Source organism: Celerinatantimonas sediminis, assembly GCF_046054195.1.
Classification (GTDB): domain Bacteria; phylum Pseudomonadota; class Gammaproteobacteria; order Enterobacterales; family Celerinatantimonadaceae; genus Celerinatantimonas.
Genome location: NZ_JBEQCS010000011.1, coordinates 25,124 through 45,609, shown reverse-complemented (window position 1 = coordinate 45,609; position 20,486 = coordinate 25,124). Strand labels below are relative to the sequence as shown.

The window sequence follows — 20,486 nt, the reverse complement described above, 5'->3', positions numbered from 1 at the left end:
CATAACCCTTGTCTATACTTCGTTTCAGCGTTTACTGAAAAGAAATGGCAAAGGAGCCGTTATGGTACGGATAAAAACATGTCTGTCTTCTATATTGGCCGCAGGCATACTGATTGCTTCATCACAGGCTTGGGCGCAGACAGTAAAAGTAGGAATGTCAGCAGCCTTGACTGGACCTGCTCAAGCGTTAGGTAATGGTGTAAAAAACGGGATAGAAAGCTATTTTAAATATGTTAACGATAATGGCGGGGTCAATGGTAATAAGTTAGAGCTGATTGCATTAGACGATGGTTATGAACCAGCGAAAGCTGCACCTAACATGGATAAACTCATTAGTGATGGTGTGATTGCTGTATTAGGTAATGTGGGCACACCCACTGCAATTGTTACTGTTCCGATTGCTAACGCGAGTAAAACCTTGTTATTTGGCGCATACACTGGCGCAGGTGTATTACGCAAAGATCCCCCTGATCGCTATGTGATTAATTACCGCGCAAGTTATGCCGAAGAAACCGGCGCGATGGTTAAAAACTTATTAGCTTCTGGCATTAAACCTGAAGAAATCGCTTTCTTTACCCAGAATGATGGTTATGGAGATGCCGGATTTAATGGCGCTGTTGCAGCCCTTAAAGCGGCCGGATTTAGTAATGTTGATTTCTTGGCGCATGGCCGTTATACCCGCAACACGACCAATGTCGAGCAGGCTTTGAGCACTATTCTAGATGCTCAAGTTGAGCCTAAAGCCATTATTATGGTTGGAGCATACGCGCCGTGTGCTGAGTTTATTCGTGAAGCTCGCAAAGATTTTGCTGATGTGAAATTTTTGAACGTTTCATTCGTTGGCAGTGCACCACTGTTAAAAGCATTAGGCAATGATGCTGAGGGCGTTATCGTTACTCAGGTGGTGCCTGATGTAACCTCCGAGTTACCAGGCGTTGTTGAATATCGTAAAAATCTTCAAGTCTATAATAGTGATTTACAGCCTGACTTTGTTTCTCTTGAAGGTTATTTAGTTGCCAAAATTTTTGTCGAAGGTCTAAAAGCTGCGCCATCTATGACCCGCGAAGGTGTTATTGATGGTCTAGAGAGCTTAAAAAATCTAGATATCGGCATCGGCGTTCCTATCACATATAGCAGCACACAGCATCAAGCTAGCCATATGGTTTGGCCAACAGTTATTAAAAATGGCAAGTATGAACCATTGGATTGGTCTCAGATGAAATAGCGGTTAAGTCATCCCCTTAGGGGGATGACTTCAATTAGCTGCCATGCAGCCAGCTTAATTTGAAGGTTCAAGGAATGTCTATGTTTCGGTTTTCAATTCGTCATCTATTATTGATGTTGTCGGCGGGAGCATTATTATCTGTGCTCATTGTCGCCGGGATGATGCTTTGGTTAGGTGATGTGGCAGGCTCTTTAACTCAATCAGTGACAAGCCACTCAAAGCAGACTGAACAGTTAATGAATATAGGGCAAAGTACCTCACAGAAATTAGCCCAAACCTTAAAGATAACCGTTGCCGATACCATTAGTGCCCTTGGCGCTAAACCTGCTGAACAAGTGCAGCTTAATCGCGAAGAGTCCAGCGCGATGAATCCTAAACTCATCCAGATTTCGGAGGAGTTTTCTACAAAACAGACGCAACTTTATAATGCGAAGTTAGCGCTTTTAAATAACTCAATAGCGATTAATAAACTTTCAACAGAAATTGCTAGCCATGTTGGAACGATTCAAAAAGAAGCTAATTCGTTACTCGGTAAAGTATCACTGCAAAATAAACGATTGAAAAGACGACTGCAGCGAGCCGCAAAAAAATTATCATCAACATCTGCCTCTGAAGATTGGCAAAAAGTAACGGATAACATGCTTGATTATATTGAAGGCGATAGAGATAGAATTACCTCAGCCGCACGGATTCTTACTGAGTCCTCGGTGCGTTTGGGAAATGCCGCATATGCGTTACAAATAGCTAAAACAAAAGCTGAGTTGATAAGTTTAGAAAAAAATACGGGGCTACCTTTATTAGAGCTTATTGATAAACAGTTGCGAACTCTCGCTGACAGCGCTGCTAATGACACGACACTTAAAGAATCTGTCACTGTTCTAGAAGATGAAAAAAAACAGATTGAATCACTATTGTTTGCACCTGAAAATTCTATTTTAGCGACTCGCCAAGCGAGTCTTGCATTGCAATTACAGTTAAATAACCAAAGTCTTGAAATTTTCAATCTGGCCAATCAGATGCGCTCGATGGCAAACACTCAGGTGAGTGCCTCACAGCAGGAAAATGATCAGATATTAACGCAAGCCAATCTTTCCATTAACAAACTGACTCGCAGCAGTATTGTGGTTTGTATTATTGTGTTAGTCGTATTAACTCTGGCTGCAATGTTGATTACTCGGATGATCACCAAACCCCTTGATAATATTACCAAAGCACTTGCTAATATTGCTGAAGGTGAAGGCGATTTAACGCGTCGCTTGAATATTAGTGGTGTGAGAGAAGTCTTGTTGCTCGCCGATTATTTTAATCGGTTCATCAGTCGTATTCAGCAGACTGTTAGCTCTGTTGCGCAAGTTGAACGTGAATTAAGCCATTCGGTTAGTGCCACCCAACAGATAGTCAAACGCAGTCGTGAATGTATTGATCGCCAGAACGGTGAAACATCGCAAGTTGCAACTTCAGTCGAGGAACTTTCCCATAGTTTCTCGCAAGCCGTTGAGTTTACCTCTGGGGCTCTTGATGCGACCCAAAGTGCTTATCAGGAGTCCGAAGTAGGGCTTGCAACCGTACTTCAGTCTGCCCAAGCTATTTCTCTTCTGGCTTCGCGCATTGAGCAAGGAGCTATTGCGATGGAACGCTTGGCTAAGACTAGCCAGCAGGTGATCTCTGTTCTTACGGTGATTAGTGAAATCACTGAACAAACGAATCTATTGGCGCTAAACGCAGCTATTGAAGCGGCGCGGGCCGGTGAGCATGGACGAGGGTTTGCGGTTGTTGCCGATGAAGTGAGAATGCTAGCGGGCAGAACTCAGTCATCAGCTACTGAAATCGCAGGGATATTGGATACCTTTAATAAAGATGCGTCCGATACGTTAGCGATTATGAGTGAGGGCCGAGAGCAAGTTCAGCATAGTGTGGCACAATCTGATGAAGTGGCAAAAGCCTTTGAAAGCATCAGTAATAGCGTATCGAGTATTCGCGATTTAAACCAGCAGATAGCGACTGCTGCTGATGCGCAAAATCAGGCCGCTAGTGCTGCGGCACAAAGTGTTGAGAGAATTAATACGATCAGTCAGGAAACAGAACAAAATGCCACTGAAATCCACTCATCGAGTCAACAGCTAAGTGAACTCTCTACTCGATTACATCAGGCCGTGAATCAGTTTCGTTTTTGATTGAAAGCTCATACGCCTATATGGATAAGAGGCGCCTGTACGGGGTGTTTTTATCCAAGTATTGATGGTGAAGTGATTGCTAGCCTCTGTCTGTTCTAACAGCCAGAGGCTTATATTTTGTTCTATGAATGGCTTTGCACTGATGCGTTTTTGACTCGTTCTTTAAGCGACTGACTTGGGCTTAGGCAGCAAGCCGCGGTAAACAGCGCATCCGTTGAGCTATTTAAAGCCGTTTCTGCTGAATCTTGAATCACACTAATGGTCATCCCAACAAATACCACTTGCATGGCAATATCATTGTGAATACCGAACAAATTACAAGCCAGCGGAATGAGCAATAATGAGCCACCGGCAACCCCTGATGCCCCGCAAGCTGAGATAGTTGCAACGACACTCAATAACAGTGCAGTGGCAAAATCAATGTGGATCCCTAAAGTGTGCACAGCAGCCAGTGACAACGTGGTAATGGTAATCGCGGCTCCTGCCATATTAATGGTAGCACCCAGTGGAATTGAGACCGAGTAGGTATCTTCATCTAAGTTCAAAGAACGACAAATTTCCATATTTACCGGAATGTTCGCCGCTGAACTGCGCGTGAAAAATGCAGTAATTCCACTTTCTCTCAGGCAACGAAATACCAGCGGATAAGGGTTTTGCCGCAACCTGACAAATACAATAAGAGGGTTGATAATCAGTGCGATAGTGAACATCGCGCCTAATAGCACAGCAATCAAATGAGCATAGTTATAAAGCTCAGCAAAGCCTGTGGTGGCGATGGTATTGGCGATAAGGCCCATAACCCCCAGCGGCGCTAAACGGATAATGGTGCGCACAATTGCGGAAACACCATCGGCGATATCACTGAGCACATCACGGGTGCTCTGTTGGCCTTTACGTAATACCAAGCCAATGCCAATGGCCCAACCTAGAATCGCAATGTAGTTGCCAGAGCTTAACGCTTGAATAGGATTTTGCACCAATTTAAAGACTAATGTATGCAGCACGACACCGATGTCTTGTGGCGGTTGATGGGTCGTATCAGCAACATTTAGACTGAGGTGAGTTGGAAACAGGTAGCTAAATACAACAGCGGTCAGTGCGGCGGCAAAAGTGCCGAATATATAAAGGAGCAGAACGGACTTTATATTGGTTTCACGACCGTGGCGATGGTTGGCAATAGCTGACATGACCAAAATAAACACCAGTATCGGCGCAACGGCTTGCAGGGCTTTGACAAACAGTTCGCCAAGCATCGCCAAATCATTTTTGGCAAAATTTGGAGCCCAAGAGCCAACGATGGCACCAATGATAATACCTATTAAAATTTGCACAATAAGGTTGGATTTGAGCATCCCGCTCAGTGTAGACGGTTGTGTCTGTTTCATGGTGGTTCTCTAATTATTTTTTTATTGAATGGTTTTTCTATTTGCTCTAAAAAAGATGCCCGATGAAAACAAATAAGGACAGCGCTCCAGCTGTCCTAATACATTAGGCATTGGTTGTGAATCGCTTTTTAAGCGAGAAGAGGGTATAACCCCTTCAGTTATTTCACTTCAACTCCTTGGGCCTGTAAGTCAGCATGATAAGAAGAGCGAACTAAAGGACCACAGGCTGCGTGGGTAAAGCCCATCTCTAAAGCCTGTTGTTTAAGCTGCTCAAATTCTGCTGGTGTGACATAACGTTTCACTGGCAAGTGATGGCGACTAGGCTGCAAATATTGCCCTAAAGTCAGCATGGTCACGCCATGGGCGCGCAAGTCTTTCATCACTTCAAGGATATCTTCATTGGTTTCGCCAAGGCCCATCATTAATCCCGATTTAGTAGGGATTTCTGGATGACGTTTTTTAAACTCTTCGAGCAGTTTTAATGACCACTTATAGTTTGCGCCAGGGCGAGCCATTTTATAAAGGTGTGGGGCAGTTTCAAGGTTGTGGTTAAATACATCAGGAATCGCTTTGTCAATCGCGTCTAATGCTTTATCCATACGGCCTCGAAAATCAGGAACGAGCGTCTCGATACGAATGTCTGGACTTTTTTCGCGAATCGCTTGAGTACATTCCGCAAAATGGCTGGCACCACCATCACGAAGATCGTCACGGTCAACCGAGGTTATGACCACATAGCGAAGTTTCATATCGGCAACAGTTTGTGCCAATTTTGCAGGCTCGTTGGCATCAGGTTCTAAAGGTTTACCATGGCCGACATCGCAAAATGGGCAACGACGAGTACAGATAGCCCCTAAAATCATGAATGTTGCGGTACCGTGATGGAAACATTCTGAAAGGTTTGGGCAAGCGGCTTCTTCGCAAACTGAGTGAAGATTATTTTTACGCATCGCTTGTTTAATTTCATCAATGCGGGCTGAGCTTGAAGGTAATTTAATCCGCATCCAGTCGGGTTTGCGCAGCGGTTCATTGTCTTGTGCGATAACCTTCACGGGAATGTAGGCCATTTTATCGGCGTCTCGCAGTTTAACTCCGGCCTCTAAATGCTTCTTTGTTGTACTCATGATATGGTTCCTAACTGTTCTTCGCTCAATGTTGCGCCTAGCAAGTTAACTAATATGGGCAAGAAGGTCTCGCTGGCTTGAGTGACCGTGGTTGGGCCACCTAAATCACTGGTCTGAGTCATTTCAAGACCAGCATATCCACAGGGATTAATCTGATGAAACGGATTTAAATCCATATTAACGTTCAAAGCCAGTCCATGGAATGAGCAGCCGCGGCGGACGCGAAGTCCTAACGACGCTATTTTAGCTCCATTAACATAGACCCCTGGGGCATCAGCTTTTGGGTAAGCTGTTATGTGATAGTGCTCGAGAGTTTTAACAACCGCTTGTTCCATAATTGAAACCAGTGCTCTAACACCTAATTTTCTACGGCGTAGATCCAGCATCAGATAGGCTATCATTTGGCCCGGACCGTGATAGGTTACTTGACCCCCACGGTCAGCTTGAAATACTGGAATTTTCCCAGGGTTTAGCAAGTGCTCAGGTTTGCCTGCTTGGCCTTGAGTAAATATCGGCGGATGCTCAACGAGCCAGACTTGATCGGCAGTCGTGGCATCGCGTTGCTCAGTGAATTCATGCATTCGCTGATACATGCTCTGGTAATCAACCAGCCCCCAGCGAATGATTTTTATATCAGCACATTGCTTAGTCATTATAGTACGTGACGCACATCTTCAATGGCGCCCAACTGTTGGTAGAGCTCTTCGATATGTTCTTTGCTTGTAACCCGAATGCTTAAGGTTAAAGAACGATAGTTGCCTTTAGTGCTTAATCGGCTTGACGGTGAATAGTTTCCCGGAGCTAAGCGTTGCACAACTTCGAGAATTTCACGCTCAAGCGTATCGTTAGCAACTCCCATCACTTTAAATGTAAAAGCACATGGAAACTCAAGGTATTCATCAAATTTGGTATTCATAATTGACTACGTTATCTGGTGAAACGCCGGCTTTAGGCCGGCGCATTGTCAAAACTATAATTTTAAACGCAAATGACTTGTTTGTCTCTAATTGCGTTAGAACCAGCTGGCGAACAATTGACGAATATAGTCAAACAGCTGTTTGAAAATTCCGCCTTTTTCAACGTTTTGTAAAGCAACTAGTTGATAATCGCCAACATTTTTACCATCCAATTTGAAATGCAAGGTTCCGACAACATCACCTTTTTTCAGTGGTGCTTCCAGAGTTTTGTTCAAATCGTAACTGGCTTTGAGGTTTTTCGCCTGGCCTCGTGGAATTGTAATTGCAACGTCTTTATCAACACCTAATTCTACGTTGTTAATTTTACCTTTCCAGACGCGGGCTTTAACGAAGCTATCCCCAGCTTTATATGGTTTAACTGTGTCGTAAAAACGAAAACCCCATACGAGCAGTTTTTTACTTTCTGCTTCACGCGCGTATTTACTTGGGGTGCCCATCACAACAGTGATTAAGCGCATGCCTTTTTCTGTTGCTGAGGTAACCAAGTTATAACCAGCATTACTGGTATGGCCTGTTTTGATACCGTCAACATTTAAGCTTTTATCCCACAACAGCGTATTTCGGTTGTACTGGGTAATTCCGTTATAAGTGAATGATTTTTCAGAGTAAATTTTATACTCGTTCGGCAAGTCTTTAATTAAGTGACGAGCCAGAATTGCCATGTCGCGCGCGGTGACATAGTGTTTAGGATTATCCAGACCATCTGGGTTTACAAAATGACTACCAGTCAGACCTAGGCGCTGCGCCCAGTTGTTCATCATCTGGGCAAATGCATCACTGCCACCGGCTATGTAGTCAGCCATTGCAACACAGGCATCGTTACCAGAATCAACGATGATCCCGCGGTTTAACTCTTCAACCGACACCTGAGTGTCAATTTTAAGAAACATTTTTGATGAATCAGGGAAGTTAACTGACCATGCATCGCGACCAATGGTGACTTTGTCACTATTTTTAATCGTCCCATTTTTCAGCTCCTGACCGATAATGTAACTGGTCATCATTTTAGTCAGGCTGGCAGGGGCTCTACGTTGGTCGGCATTTTCCTCAGCAATAATCTTTCCTGAATTGTAATCCATTACAATATAAGCTTTAGCTGAAATGGCAGGCGGATTAGGAACGATATAAGATGCAGCAAAAACACTGCTCGATGCGATAGTTAATGCACAGCCGACAGCCGTATATTTGATTTTGGCGATTAATTTATTTTTCATCATCTTGCTTATTAGTCAATTAAGTTGCATTTACAGACAAGTGTTACCATGATACCTGAACTTGCCTCACGATGTAGAATTATCAATATGTATGCTCTATTTTCACAATAAAGGCATCCCTATACTGGCTTTGACGCATCTTCGCTCTTGCTTGCTCGGCTAATTTGCGACTGGAGTATGGTCCAATCCTTAATTTTTGCCACGCGCCTGAATGAACGACAACCGCCTGATAACCTTGTTTGACGAGTGCTTGGCGTTGTCGCTCTGCAATCACAGTGTCCTTAAAAGCAAGTAATTGTACATAAAAGTTGTCCGGTTGCACGAGTGTTCGTGCTTTTTTCTGTGAACTTTCTTCTCCCTTGGCGGCTGTTGGCTTTTTAGGGGGAGTTGATTCAAACTTTTTCACAACTTTCGGTGCACTTGGGTCAATCAGTGTCACTTTTACCTTCGCCGTACCGTGCGAGAGAATATCTAGCTTATAAGCTGCGGCATAAGACAAATCGATAATGCGCTTGCTGTGAAAAGGGCCTCTATCATTTACTCTAACGATAACCGATTTGTTATTGGCTAAGTTAGTGACTCGAACATAGCTAGGCAGTGGCAGGTTTTTATGAGCAGCACTCATTGAGTACATATCGTAAATTTCGCCGTTGGATGTGAGATGCCCCTGAAATTTAGCACCATACCAAGAGGCCATTCCGACTTGCTGATACTTTTTGATACCTAGCCAAACCTTATAGTGTTTGCCGTTGACCGTATAGTCTTTATTCCCGGCTCGACTGAGCGGTTCAACATGCGGATAGGCATCTTCTAACGAACCTAATTTGGGTGGATTAGTAGGGTAAGCGTCTTGACTCATTGAATAACGAGAAGGTTTGCTGGCGCAACCGGCCAGCAACATAGCAATAAAAGCGAGAATAAAATAATTACGGTTTATACGCATGTTTTAATTTTTGACTCAGTTGGTAGACGGCCATCGCATATAACGGACTGGTGTTATAGCGAGTAATGACATAAAAGTTATGAAAGGTGAGCCAATATCCGTCTTGGTCAGCCTGAGTTTTTAACGCCAATAGATTCACAGCTGTCGTTGGCGCAAGTTTTTGTTCACTTGTTGCGCCATCTTCGTTAAGTTGGCTCCATTGATAGGGCGTTTCGCGTTTACGATTGGCAAGTTTAGCCAGTTGTGGGTTGGTAGTGGTTAGTGGTTCTGTCACTGGTTGCTGATATTGCCAGTGATGTTGGTGAAAATAGTTGGCCACGCTACCGATGGCATCAACAGGATTATGAATGATGTCGCGTTTGCCATCGTTATCAAAATCAACGGCATAGTGCAGGTAGCTACTCGGAATAAACTGTCCATAGCCCATGGCTCCAGCATAAGAGCCTTTAACTGAGCGCAGATCCCATCCTTGTTGGTGGCTTAATTTAACAAAGGAGGCAAATTCGCGGCTGAAAAATTTACCGCGTCTGGGGTAGTGAAACCCTAATGTATAGAGTGAATCGAGTACTGGGTATTGGCCTGCAAATTTACCATAGCGGGTTTCAACGCCGATGATTGCAACAATAATCTGTGCAGGCACCTGGTAGGTTTGCTCGGCGCGCGCTAACGTTTTGGCGTGCTCTTTCCAGAATTTTACGCCTTGTTCGATACGAGAGTCAGTAACAAACAATTTTTGGTAGCTATACCAAGGTTTTGCTTCATAAGGTCGATTAATAGCTTCAATGACTGAAGGAACTTTTTTTGCCTGACTGACAGCATCGCGAAGTACTTTTAAAGGCACCTGCGTTTGTTCGCTTAGTGCTTTAAGTCGAGCCAGCGTTGTGTCATCAATCGTTGCTGCTACAGCCGACTGACCAAGCAATAGCGAAGCTGCCGCTAAGGCCCAGAAGCGTTTTCTCATACACTACCCCTGTTACAGTTATTGCGCGTAAAATCTCTTATGGGTCTGAATCGACATTAACATGCCAAATCCGGCTAGTAGCGTCACGATGGAAGTTCCTCCGTAACTAACCAGCGGCAGTGGAACTCCAACCACTGGTAGCAAACCGCTAACCATGCCTATGTTAACAAAAACATAGACAAAAAATGTCAGGGTGATACTTCCCGCAAGTAACCGCTCAAAGGCATTTTGCCCTTGGATTGCGATGTACAGACCTCGGCCAATAATATAAAAATATAGTAGCAAAAGAACGCTAATCCCTATCAGGCCAAATTCTTCAGAAAAGACAGCGAAGATAAAGTCGGTATGGCGTTCTGGGATAAAATCGAGCTGACTTTGCGTTCCATGCATCCATCCTTTCCCGAAAATTCCACCAGAACCAATGGCGATTTTCGACTGAATGATGTGGTAACCTGCGCCAAGAGGGTCACTTTCTGGATTTAAGAAAGTCAGTACCCTTTGGCGCTGATATTCATGCATTAAGAAAAACCACAGCACTGGGATAAATGATGCAACAGCGACAATGGCAGCCAGTACTAATCGCCAGCTCATCCCGGCTAAAAACAACACGAATATCCCAGAAACAGCCACTAAAAGGGCGGTTCCTAAATCAGGTTGTTTGGCGATAAGCAAAGGTGGAGCAAGGGCAATAGCCAGACCAATGAGTAGGTTTTTAAAGCGGATCGGCAGTGGATTTTGGCTGACAAATCGCGACACCATTAATGGGACCGCAATTTTCATGATCTCAGAGGGCTGAAACTTAAATAATCCTAAATCCAGCCAGCGCTGAGCCCCTTTGCCGATGTGACCAATAATCAACACAGCCACGAGCATTAAGAAGCCCGCTATAAATAGCGGCGGTGCCCAGCGCCGATAGGTATCTGGCGAGAGTTGGGCCAAGACAATCATCACAACGATAGCCAGTGCAATACGCATAAATTGGCGAGTCACCATGGCTCGGCTTTCACCGCTAGCGCTGTACAGTACGAATCCACCTAACACCAATACAGCTAAAAGGCCGATAAGTAATGGCCAATCAATATGCAATTTCCACCAAATGGACTCACGTTGTTTGGTTGTTGCATTACTCATGGCTAATTAACTCCGGATTATGCGCAAAATAGCTATCAAAAAGGCGACGGGCAAACATGATTGCCGGAAAACTGCCACCTGCGTTTTCAAGGGCAACTGAGGCGATAATTTGAGGATGTTTAAACGGTGCATAACCGACAAACATCCCGTTATCACGATGACGTTCTGCTAAATCTTTACGCACTGCTTCACCGTCAGCACGGCTGACCAACTGTGCCGTCCCTGTTTTCCCTGCAGCCACATAGTTGGCACCTAAAAATGCTCGATGCGCGGTTCCGTGTAGATCATTTACTACGGCATACATACCATCTTGCGCAATTTGCCAGTTTTTCGGATTATTCAACGTAATGGGTTTGCGAAGATCTGGCGGAACTTCGATTTTTTGCCCATTTGCGGCAATGCTATTTAATAGTCTTGGCGTAACGATTTTGCCATCATTGGCTAAGATGTTAATCGCTTCACCTAATTGCAGTGGAGTTGTTGTCCAATATCCTTGGCCAATTCCGACTGAAATAGTATCGCCTTGCCACCATGGCTGGTGATAACGCATGTGTTTCCACTGACGGCTTGGCATATTCCCTTTACTTTCTTCGTGAATATCAATCCCAGTGTATTGGCCAAACCCAAATTTACTCATGTAATTATGGATGGTATCGATGCCAGTATTAAAGGCGAGCCAATAAAAATAGGTATCAACACTCTCTTTAATGGCTTTATGCACATTGACCCAGCCATGGCCCCAACGTTTCCAGTCGCGAAATTTTCGTTTGGTGTTCGGAATTTGGAACCAACCAGGGTCGAAGATTTTCTGAGTTGGGGTAATTTTGCCTTTCTCAAGCCCCATAATTGCCAGCAATGGTTTAACCGTAGAACCTGGTGGATACGTGCCTTGGGTGGCTCGGTTAATCAATGGCCGGTTTTGTGATTGCAATAATTGGCTATATTCTTTAGAACTGATGCCATTAACAAAAGCATTGGGATCATAACTAGGGCTGCTTGCCATGACTAAAACGCCACTGTCTTTGGCATTTAGCAGAATAATTGCACCGCGTTTTCCTTTAAGCAGTGACATCGCTTGCAGCTGCAGATTAATATCAATATTTAAATACAGATCTTTGCCGGGTACTGGCGGAACGACTTTTAAAGTGCGAATAATCCGGCCACGGTTATTCACCTCAACTTCTTGATAACCTGCTTTGCCGTGTAAGAGCTGCTCGTAATAGCGCTCAATACCGCGTTTACCAATGTTGCGAGTAGCGGTGTAATTACTTAATTGGCCTTCGGCATCAAGGCGCTGTAAATCATTGGTGTTAATTCTTGAGACGTAACCAACCACATGGGTAAGCGCTTCGCCATAAGGATAATAGCGAGTTAAGTGCGATTCGATACTCACCCCAGGAAACTGAAACTGGTTGACGCTAAATTTTGCAACTTGTTGATCGTTGAGCTCACTCATCAAAATAACGGGTTTGAAACGCCGGGTGTGTTTGAGGTCTTTATAAAATTGCTCAACTTCATCTTCAGGTATATTGAGCAGTTGAGTCAACTTATCGACAGTGTCATGAATATGTTTGACGTCTTCAGGAATGAGCTGTAAATCAAATGAAGGGCGATTTTCAGCTAATAGATAACCATTACGGTCGTAAATCAGCCCGCGAGGCGGGGCGATGGGTAACACATTGATCCGGTTATCATTAGAACGAGTTGAGTACTGCTTGTATTGTTTAACTTGCAGGTAATAAAGATTGGCAAACAGAATGCTCAATAAAACGATCACAAAGAAGAGGCAAAATAGCACGCGGCGTATAAATAACGCCGACTCGGCACTGTGATCTCGAAGGGCTATACGCTTTTTTAGCATATGCGCAGGCTACTCCCGATGGTATGGATGGTTAGCAGTAAGGCTCCATGCTCGATACAGACTTTCTGCCACAACAATCCGAACCAGCGGATGGGGGAGCGTCAAGTTAGATAATGACCAGTGTTGCTCGGCGGCATCAATACATGCCGGGGATAACCCTTCAGGGCCACCTATGAGCAAACTGACATCACGGCCATCCATTTTCCAGCGATCCAGCTGTTTGGCCAATTTGGGAGTGTCCCAGGCATTCCCTAGGACTTCCAGACAGACGATACGGTTCCCTTTTTTTACGGCCGCTAAAGTCTGTTCCCCTTCTTTTTCAAGAATACGCCGAATATCGGCATTTTTGCCGCGCTTTCCGGCATGAATTTCAGTAAGCTCTAACTCAAGATCTTTTGGAAAACGTCGTGCATATTCCTGATAGCCCTGTTCGACCCAAGCTGGCATCTTGGTCCCGACAGCAATGAGCTGTATTTTCATCCGACCTGCGACTCAACTTGCGGTTTCCACAGTTTTTCCAATTGATAAAAGTCACGGGTATCATCTTGCATGACATGCACGATAACGTCACCTAAATCAACCAGAACCCATTCGCCGGCATCAGTTCCTTCACTGCCAATAATATCTACATCGGCCTGTTTGGCCTGAGATAAAATATTATGAGCAATTGATTGGACATGACGTTTTGAATTACCACTGCAGATCACCATATGATCGGTGATAGAGGATTGCTGGTGAACATCTAAGACTGCGACATCGCGGCCTTTCATATCTTCAATTTTATCGACGACAAATGTGACGAGTGCTGTTGTCTGCACCTAATAAACTCCATAGTTAATGTTACATTTTTAGTATATCACGGGTTAACTTTAATCGTTAACCCGTATTCAACTACCGGTATTTGCTTAATGATTTATTAAACCAATAACTCACTACTGTTTGCTTTAAGAATGTTTATTGGTAAAGGTGGTGGCGCTGGATATAGTCAAACACACTACTTGGCAATGCTTTTTTAGCATTTAGATGGTCCTGATGCAGCTGTTGGCGAATCGATGAAGAGGCCATATCAAATGGTTCTAACTCGGTGAGCCATATTTTTCCGCAAGGTTGTGTGGTTAATTGCTCTTTGGTGTTTGCCTGATGGCTTTGATAAAAGTTAGCCACAGCTGGATTAAGGCTCAGTTTGTAACCTGGCCGAGCAAATACCGCTAAATGAGCATAATCGGTCAATTGTTGCCAGTTCGCCCATTTATCTAACGCTTGAAAAGAATCCATCCCCATCGCAAAGATGATAGGGTCATTTGGATAGCGCTTTTTAAACACACTCAGAGTATGGTTGGTATACGAAGGGCTTGGACGCTCGATTTCATAACGCTCAATTTTAAGCTTTGGATATTCTTCAACCGCAAGTTCAAGCATTGCTAAGCGATGTTTGTCTGAGGTGTTAACTTCCTCTTTAAGTGGCGAGCGCCAAGCGGGCATTAAAAACGCTGTGTCTAAATTTAGTTGGGTGCGCAGCTGTTCTAAGCTGTTCAGATGCCCATGATGGATGGGATCAAATGAGCCTCCTAAATACAAACGAGGATTAGGCACAACGAGGGCTCCATGTGGGCGAAAGGAAAATAAGCAGTAATGCCATAAACTGATTCCAACTATCACTTTGATTAACGTTTTTAATCGTCAAATCAAGCTGAGCCAGCTGCCATCGTGCCGCCTGGATTTGGCTAAGACTTAACTGTTGGGATGCTTTTAAAAGCAGCGGCTGGCGTTTATTCCAGATTTTGTAGTGTTTCCAAAGCGGTGCGCTAGGATGGCCTTTGATGAGCTTTTCAATAACTTGCAGGTCTTTGTCCAGCAGCCAGTTAAACAAGGTGAGCTCATCGCCTTGTTGGTTGATTTGCCGCGCAATTTGTTCGGCGCGATTAATATCGCCCATGAGCAACGTATCGACCAGCTGATATTGGGTAAATTGCCCAGAGTTGATCAGAGTTTGTTCAACCTGCTCAACACTGGTTTGGCCGTTAGGATAAACCAAGTGAAGCTGCTCAATGACCTGATTCAGTGCCAACAAGTTACCTTCGTAGTAACTAAATAGTAATTCACTAAGCTCGCTGCTTGGGGTGAGCTTATAACTATCTAAACGATGTTTAATCCACCGTTTTAGCTGCGGGCCTTGAGGAGTGTTCGCTTGGACGATTAAACCATGCTGGTCTATCCAATGAGCCCAGTTTTGTTGGAGTTGATTTTTCTTTAATGCCGGAGTTACAAGCAACAGACAAATATCTTGATGAAGGATGCCCGTTAGCTCACCGAGCTGTTGCTGAGCTGTTTTATCTAAGCTTTTTTCAAAATGAATTTCTAATAATTTGAGCGGGCTAAACAGCGAGAGTTCTTGAACTTGGTTAAATACTTGTTCCCATTGAAAGTCGCTGTCATAGACATAAGACAAGCGCTCGACATTGCCAGCAGCAAGGACATATTGGCGAATACTCTGAGCTGCTTCTTGTGATAACAAACCATCGTCACCACAAATTAAATAAGCCGGAACAACTTGTTTGAGTTGTCCGGCTAATTGTTCCGGATAGACTTTCATAACAATTAATGAATAGTGGCCAACTGGCGAACAATCTGTTCGGCAGCCATATTGGTCAGTTCATCGGTTATCATGTCTTGTTCACGCATTTTTGCTAAAGCTTGCTCTGAGTCTTTGGTAAAGTCACGGTGCAGCTGAACCTGGATCGGATATTGTTGATTATCAGGCATGGTGACAGTTCCGCTGACTTCATAACTTAGTTCGCTTTCAGCATCACTACCATCAGAATAAACCGATACAATTCGACTTGAGCGTTTTGGTGAGCCTAAGCTGAAAATTGGCACGTTACCGCTTGGGTCATTGACCAGTTGCACGTTATTGCTTTTGAGTTTTTCTTTTAAAGCAAGGGTTAAAGCACTGTATGGGTCTGAGCTGGCCAGATAAAGCTTATGAAATTTAGTGTTCACCAAATAGTTATCACGCAGATGAAATCCACAGGCCGATAACAACATAATACTTAACGCCAATATTCCCAATCGGCTAATCCGTTTTGCCAGATGATTTACAAGTGCCCCAGAAGGGCACTGATTAACGTTACTCATTGAGCTATATCTCGCTTAATTGGCTACGATATTCAGAAGCTTACCTGGAACGTAAATGACTTTGCGAATCGTTTTTCCCTCGATAAATCGAGCCGCGTTCTCGTCTTCCATGGCTAGTTTCTGGACGGTGTCTTTATCTGCGTCAGCAGCAACAGTTAGTTTTGCGCGCAGTTTTCCGTTGACCTGAACAACAACCAGCTTGGTTTGTTCAACCATGGCGTCTTCATCGGCAACAGGCCAAGGTGCCGTTTCGATAGAATCAGTGTGTCCCAGCTCTTGATATAATACATGACAAATATGTGGAGTAATGGGGCTCAGCATCAAAATTACAGCCTGCATCGCTTCATACCCAATCGCTCGGGTTGCCGCATCGCTGTAATCTTGTTTAGTGATTCGATTCATCAGTTCCATAATCGCTGCAATTGCAGTATTAAAAGTCTGACGACGACCAATATCATCACTAACTTTAGCAATGGTTTTGTGTAGTTCACGGCGCAGTTCTTGCTGCTCCTCATTAAGTGCTTTCACATCATAAGAGTCATTACTGCCAGCACTTGTCAGTTCAAAGCATTGACGCCAAACACGGCGTAAGAAACGGTTGGCACCATCAACTGCTGAGTCTTGCCATTCCAACGTTTGCTCTGCTGGAGCGGCGAACATCATGAACAATCGCACGGTATCCGCACCGTATTTTTCGACCATTAACTGCGGGTCAATCCCATTATTTTTCGATTTGGACATTTTACTCATGCCCGCATATTCAAGTGACTGACCAGTCTGAGCATGAGTGGCTTTGGTGATGCGGCCTTTCTCATCGCGTTCAACCTGAGCATCTAATGGAGAAACCCAGTTTTGTCCGCCTTTTTCATCTTCAAAATAGAAGGCATCGGCTAACACCATGCCCTGAGTCAATAACCGTTTAAATGGTTCATCTGATTCAACAAGGCCGGTATCACGCAATAATTTATGGAAGAAGCGAGCGTAAAGCAGGTGCAAAATAGCGTGTTCAATCCCGCCAATATATTGATCGACTGGCAGCCAGTAGTTGGCAGCTTTAGGGTCGAGCATAACATCATCGCTGGTCGAGCAGAATTTTGCGTAGTACCAGCTAGATTCCATAAACGTATCGAAAGTATCTGTTTCGTGGAATGCTTTTTTGCCGTTATAAGTGGTTTCTGCCCAAGTTGGGTCAGCTTTGATTGGTGATTTAACACCGTCCATTTCCACATCTTCAGGTAGAACAACTGGCAGTTGGTCTTCTGGAACTGGCACAACATCGCCATTTTCCAGATTCAGCATTGGAATCGGTGTTCCCCAATAACGCTGGCGAGAAACCCCCCAGTCACGCAGGCGATAGTTTACTTTTTTCTCGCCTTTGCCTTGCGCTTTAAGCTCTTGGGCAATTGCAGCAAAGCCTTCTTTAAAGTCTAAACCATCAAATTTACCGGAATTAAAGAGTTTGCCTTTTTCAGTGTAAGCTTGCTCTGATAAATCGGGTGCTTGACCTTGTTCATCGAGGATCACCGCTTTTAATGGCAAGTTATATTTACGGGCAAACTCAAAGTCGCGCTCGTCATGGGCTGGAACAGCCATAACTGCACCTGAACCGTAATCCATCAATACAAAGTTAGCGACCCAAATTGGCACTTCTTCGCCAGTGAGTGGATGAATTGCTTTAAGGCCGGTATCCATCCCTAATTTTTCCATCGTTGCCATATCTGCTTCGGCAACTTTGGTGTTTTTACAATGTTCGATAAAGTCGGCAAGTTTTGGATTGGTTTGCGCCGCTTGCACCGCTAGTGGATGACCTGCTGCAACCCCGACATAAGAGACCCCAAAAATTGTATCCGGGCGGGTTGTGTAAACATCAAAAGAGCTCTGTTGACCTGCAACAGTAAAGGTGATTTCAACCCCTTCTGAGCGGCCAATCCAGTTGCGCTGCATGGTTTTGACCTGTTCAGGCCATTCATCCATTTGGTCTAAATCGTTGAGCAGCTCTTCAGCATAAGCTGTGATTTTGACAAACCATTGAGGGATCTCTTTTTGCTCAACGAGAGCGCCTGAGCGCCAACCGCGGCCATCGACAACCTGCTCGTTTGCAAGAACAGTCTGGTCAACAGGGTCCCAGTTAACGGTTGCCATTTTTTTGTACACCAGACCTTTTTCATAAAGTTTGGTGAAAAACCATTGTTCCCAACGATAATATTCTGGCCGACAGGTCGCAAGTTCGCGATCCCAGTCATAACCAAAGCCCAGCTGTTTGAGCTGTTTTTTCATGTAATCGATATTTTCGTAGGTCCATTTGGCGGGTGCCGTTTTGTGTTTAATAGCCGCGTTTTCAGCAGGCAGACCAAAGGCATCCCAGCCCATCGGTTGCAGAACGTTTTTTCCTTGCATCCGCTGGTAGCGAGAAATGACATCCCCAAGGGTATAGTTACGCACATGTCCCATGTGTAGTCGGCCACTTGGGTAAGGAAACATGCAAAGGCAATAAAATTTTTCTTTACCGGGTTGTTCTGTGACTTTAAATGTCTGTTCTTGTTCCCAATTTTTTTGGACCTGGGGTTCTATGTCGTGCGGATTATATTGCTCTTGCATGGGTGATCATTTCCGGAAATTTAGATTGTTCAAAACGAATCTGGTTATAAGCCCTATAGGATACTGGCTCCGTGACCAGACAACAATAGCTACAGGCTCTACTGGTACGATAATCTGCTTTTTTTGCTGTAATTTGCATCAGTAGTGAGGTTAATCCTGTCTATTTTGTGTCAAATTTTTGCGCGTTTGCTGGCTATTAAATAGCCGCCCAAGGCGATGATAAATAAAATATAAATTGGCCACAAACCAATCCGCTGATAGATGCTCTGACCCGTTGCTGGGGTAATGTGCCCATTAAGAACTAACGTCTTAAACATCGGTAGTTGTGCACTAATATGGCCGTGGCGGTCGATTAACGCAGTGATACCCGTATTGGTTGCTCGCACGACTGGTCGCTGAAATTCAATTGCTCGCATCTGCGCAATTTGCAGATGTTGTGCCGGTCCAATGGAGTGACCAAACCAAGTATCATTGCTGATGGTTAAAATTGTATCAATATCTGGCGTTATCATGGCATTTAGCTCGCTACCAAAGGCAATTTCATAGCAGATAGCAGAAAGCCAGTGATGACCTTTAACATCAATTGGCGACTGGTCTTGCTTACCTTCTGAAAAATCGGACATCGGTAAGTCAAAAAACTTCGCCAGAGGGCGCAAGATAGAAGCAAATGGGACAAATTCGCCAATCGGTAATAGGTGGCGCTTGTAGTAACGGTCTTGGCCGTTGTACTCGTAAGGCTGAGAGTTGGCTACATTTGCAGTCTTTTGGCCGAGCACAACCAGCGCATTGTAGTATTGCTCGGTGTGTTGATCTTGATGAATAATACCGCTAATGAGCGTTTGCTGGCGTTTGGTGAGCAGTTCGTCCATCGTTTTTAGATAATCTTTGGCGTCATATTCGCTAAACGGGAGTGCTGACTCTGGCCAAATCACCACATCGGCATTACTTTGCCGGGTCATTTGCCAATAACGATTGAGTGTTGGAATGCGATTTTGAGCTGCCCATTTGTTCTCGATAGACTCATTGCCTTGAACCAGTGCTACAGATAATGGTTTTTCAGCATGAGTAAATGTGACATTTTTTAGCAAGACGCCTAAAGCAAAAGCGATAACAATCACGCCAATGGCACTGACTGCCTGGCGCTTCGAGGTGGTCTGAAATACACCCAAAGCGCTATACAGAGCGGCTGCGACCCATAAAACAATCACACTCACACCGTACACACCGACAATGCTGGCAAAGTTTGCCAAAGGCGCGTCAACCTGGCTGTAGCCTGGCATCAACCATGGGAAGCCGGTCAGCAGGCGAGCTCTTAGCCACTCACCAACCATCCAAGCGGCTGGAAAAGCCAAATAGCGAAAAGCAACTGAGCGCGGCTGCGGCCATTTGCTCGCTAAATAGCAGGCCAACGCAGGAAATAGTGCCAGATACAAAGCAAGCGCCAGAACTAATAGGTAGCTGACAAACAACGGAATGCCGCCAAACAGATACATACTGACGTGAACCCAGCGCAAGCCGATGCAATAAAGTCCCAGACCAAAAAACAAACCTACTCGAAAGGGGGCTTTGGAGCGCTCGAGGCAATAAATAAGGGCCGCAAATGAGATAAAGATAAGAGGCCATAACTGATAAGGTGCAAAAGAAAATGAAGCAATTGCCCCGGCAATGAATGCAATAAGGCAGGCCGGTAAAGTTTTCAGCACGACAACTGTTCCTCATAGAACAAGATAAAGTGCAGATGAGTCTAACCGAGAAGGG

The 20,486-nt window shown here is 44.6% G+C and carries 18 protein-coding genes; 2 read left to right on the top strand and 16 right to left on the bottom strand.

From position 1 onward, the window contains the following. Positions 1–61: 61 nt before the first annotated feature. Positions 62–1,225: an ABC transporter substrate-binding protein gene (locus ABTQ23_RS13270; RefSeq protein WP_408616218.1), complete on the top strand. Its 1,164-nt coding sequence runs from the start codon at positions 62–64 to the stop codon at positions 1,223–1,225. 80 nt (positions 1,226–1,305) lie between these two features. Beyond that, positions 1,306–3,399: a methyl-accepting chemotaxis protein gene (locus ABTQ23_RS13265; RefSeq protein ID WP_408616217.1), complete on the top strand. Its 2,094-nt coding sequence runs from the start codon at positions 1,306–1,308 to the stop codon at positions 3,397–3,399. A 122-nt stretch (positions 3,400–3,521) separates the two neighbouring features. Here ABTQ23_RS13265 and sstT read toward each other — a convergent pair whose 3' ends face one another. The 16 genes from sstT to lnt form a co-directional block, all read right to left on the bottom strand. Continuing rightward, positions 3,522–4,784, bottom strand: coding sequence for a serine/threonine transporter SstT (sstT, locus tag ABTQ23_RS13260; protein ID WP_408616216.1), 1,263 nt, complete (start codon positions 4,782–4,784; stop codon positions 3,522–3,524). A gap of 158 nt (positions 4,785–4,942) precedes the next feature. Further along, positions 4,943–5,908: a lipoyl synthase gene (gene lipA / locus ABTQ23_RS13255; RefSeq protein ID WP_408616215.1), complete on the bottom strand. Its 966-nt coding sequence runs from the start codon at positions 5,906–5,908 to the stop codon at positions 4,943–4,945. Further along, positions 5,905–6,561, bottom strand: coding sequence for a lipoyl(octanoyl) transferase LipB (gene lipB, locus ABTQ23_RS13250; protein ID WP_408616214.1), 657 nt, complete (start codon positions 6,559–6,561; stop codon positions 5,905–5,907). The genes lipA and lipB overlap by 4 nt, the downstream gene beginning before the upstream one ends. After that, on the bottom strand, positions 6,561–6,827 hold the full coding sequence (gene ybeD, locus ABTQ23_RS13245) for a DUF493 family protein YbeD (protein ID WP_408616295.1): 267 nt from the start codon (positions 6,825–6,827) through the stop codon (positions 6,561–6,563). The genes lipB and ybeD overlap by 1 nt, the downstream gene beginning before the upstream one ends. Before the next feature lie 93 nt (positions 6,828–6,920). Next, positions 6,921–8,102, bottom strand: a complete 1,182-nt coding sequence (locus ABTQ23_RS13240) for a serine hydrolase (protein ID WP_408616213.1) — start codon at positions 8,100–8,102, stop codon at positions 6,921–6,923. 79 nt (positions 8,103–8,181) lie between these two features. After that, complete coding sequence (locus tag ABTQ23_RS13235; RefSeq protein WP_408616212.1) at positions 8,182–9,042, bottom strand: septal ring lytic transglycosylase RlpA family protein; 861 nt, start codon at positions 9,040–9,042, stop codon at positions 8,182–8,184. Further along, positions 9,026–10,003, bottom strand: coding sequence for a lytic murein transglycosylase B (gene mltB / locus ABTQ23_RS13230; RefSeq protein WP_408616211.1), 978 nt, complete (start codon positions 10,001–10,003; stop codon positions 9,026–9,028). The genes ABTQ23_RS13235 and mltB overlap by 17 nt, the downstream gene beginning before the upstream one ends. Before the next feature lie 18 nt (positions 10,004–10,021). Further along, positions 10,022–11,134 (bottom strand): rod shape-determining protein RodA, encoded by a 1,113-nt coding sequence (gene rodA, locus ABTQ23_RS13225; RefSeq protein ID WP_408616210.1) that lies wholly within the window; start codon positions 11,132–11,134, stop codon positions 10,022–10,024. After that, positions 11,127–12,995 (bottom strand): penicillin-binding protein 2, encoded by a 1,869-nt coding sequence (gene mrdA, locus ABTQ23_RS13220; RefSeq protein WP_408616209.1) that lies wholly within the window; start codon positions 12,993–12,995, stop codon positions 11,127–11,129. Before mrdA ends, rodA begins: the two co-directional genes overlap by 8 nt. Positions 12,996–13,004: 9 nt before the next feature. After that, on the bottom strand, positions 13,005–13,475 hold the full coding sequence (rlmH, locus tag ABTQ23_RS13215; RefSeq protein ID WP_408616208.1) for a 23S rRNA (pseudouridine(1915)-N(3))-methyltransferase RlmH: 471 nt from the start codon (positions 13,473–13,475) through the stop codon (positions 13,005–13,007). Beyond that, positions 13,472–13,813, bottom strand: a complete 342-nt coding sequence (gene rsfS / locus ABTQ23_RS13210) for a ribosome silencing factor (protein WP_408616207.1) — start codon at positions 13,811–13,813, stop codon at positions 13,472–13,474. The genes rlmH and rsfS overlap by 4 nt, the downstream gene beginning before the upstream one ends. 136 nt (positions 13,814–13,949) lie before the next feature. Beyond that, on the bottom strand, positions 13,950–14,588 hold the full coding sequence (gene nadD, locus ABTQ23_RS13205) for a nicotinate-nucleotide adenylyltransferase (RefSeq protein WP_408616206.1): 639 nt from the start codon (positions 14,586–14,588) through the stop codon (positions 13,950–13,952). Then, on the bottom strand, positions 14,581–15,588 hold the full coding sequence (holA, locus tag ABTQ23_RS13200) for a DNA polymerase III subunit delta (protein ID WP_408616205.1): 1,008 nt from the start codon (positions 15,586–15,588) through the stop codon (positions 14,581–14,583). Before holA ends, nadD begins: the two co-directional genes overlap by 8 nt. A 5-nt stretch (positions 15,589–15,593) precedes the next feature. After that, positions 15,594–16,130 carry an LPS-assembly lipoprotein LptE gene (locus ABTQ23_RS13195; protein ID WP_408616204.1) on the bottom strand — a complete coding sequence of 179 codons (537 nt, stop codon included), beginning with the start codon at positions 16,128–16,130 and terminating at the stop codon, positions 15,594–15,596. A 15-nt stretch (positions 16,131–16,145) separates the two neighbouring features. Continuing rightward, positions 16,146–18,728: a leucine--tRNA ligase gene (leuS, locus tag ABTQ23_RS13190; protein ID WP_408616203.1), complete on the bottom strand. Its 2,583-nt coding sequence runs from the start codon at positions 18,726–18,728 to the stop codon at positions 16,146–16,148. Positions 18,729–18,898: 170 nt separating this feature from the next. Further along, positions 18,899–20,431 (bottom strand): apolipoprotein N-acyltransferase, encoded by a 1,533-nt coding sequence (lnt, locus tag ABTQ23_RS13185; RefSeq protein ID WP_408616202.1) that lies wholly within the window; start codon positions 20,429–20,431, stop codon positions 18,899–18,901. Between the last annotated feature and the right edge of the window lie 55 nt (positions 20,432–20,486).

Bases quoted from the DNA above. Each gene is read 5' to 3' on its own strand.
- ABTQ23_RS13270 (WP_408616218.1), top strand. From the start codon at position 62: ATGGTACGGATAAAAACATGTCTGTCTTCTATATTGGCCGCAGGCATA.
- ABTQ23_RS13265 (WP_408616217.1), top strand. From the start codon at position 1,306: ATGTTTCGGTTTTCAATTCGTCATCTATTATTGATGTTGTCGGCGGGA.
- sstT (WP_408616216.1), bottom strand. From the start codon at position 4,784: ATGAAACAGACACAACCGTCTACACTGAGCGGGATGCTCAAATCCAAC.
- lipA (WP_408616215.1), bottom strand. From the start codon at position 5,908: ATGAGTACAACAAAGAAGCATTTAGAGGCCGGAGTTAAACTGCGAGAC.
- lipB (WP_408616214.1), bottom strand. From the start codon at position 6,561: ATGACTAAGCAATGTGCTGATATAAAAATCATTCGCTGGGGGCTGGTT.
- ABTQ23_RS13240 (WP_408616213.1), bottom strand. From the start codon at position 8,102: ATGATGAAAAATAAATTAATCGCCAAAATCAAATATACGGCTGTCGGC.
- ABTQ23_RS13235 (WP_408616212.1), bottom strand. From the start codon at position 9,042: ATGCGTATAAACCGTAATTATTTTATTCTCGCTTTTATTGCTATGTTG.
- mltB (WP_408616211.1), bottom strand. From the start codon at position 10,003: ATGAGAAAACGCTTCTGGGCCTTAGCGGCAGCTTCGCTATTGCTTGGT.
- rodA (WP_408616210.1), bottom strand. From the start codon at position 11,134: ATGAGTAATGCAACAACCAAACAACGTGAGTCCATTTGGTGGAAATTG.
- mrdA (WP_408616209.1), bottom strand. From the start codon at position 12,995: ATGCTAAAAAAGCGTATAGCCCTTCGAGATCACAGTGCCGAGTCGGCG.
- rlmH (WP_408616208.1), bottom strand. From the start codon at position 13,475: ATGAAAATACAGCTCATTGCTGTCGGGACCAAGATGCCAGCTTGGGTC.
- holA (WP_408616205.1), bottom strand. From the start codon at position 15,588: ATGAAAGTCTATCCGGAACAATTAGCCGGACAACTCAAACAAGTTGTT.
- ABTQ23_RS13195 (WP_408616204.1), bottom strand. From the start codon at position 16,130: ATGAGTAACGTTAATCAGTGCCCTTCTGGGGCACTTGTAAATCATCTG.
- leuS (WP_408616203.1), bottom strand. From the start codon at position 18,728: ATGCAAGAGCAATATAATCCGCACGACATAGAACCCCAGGTCCAAAAA.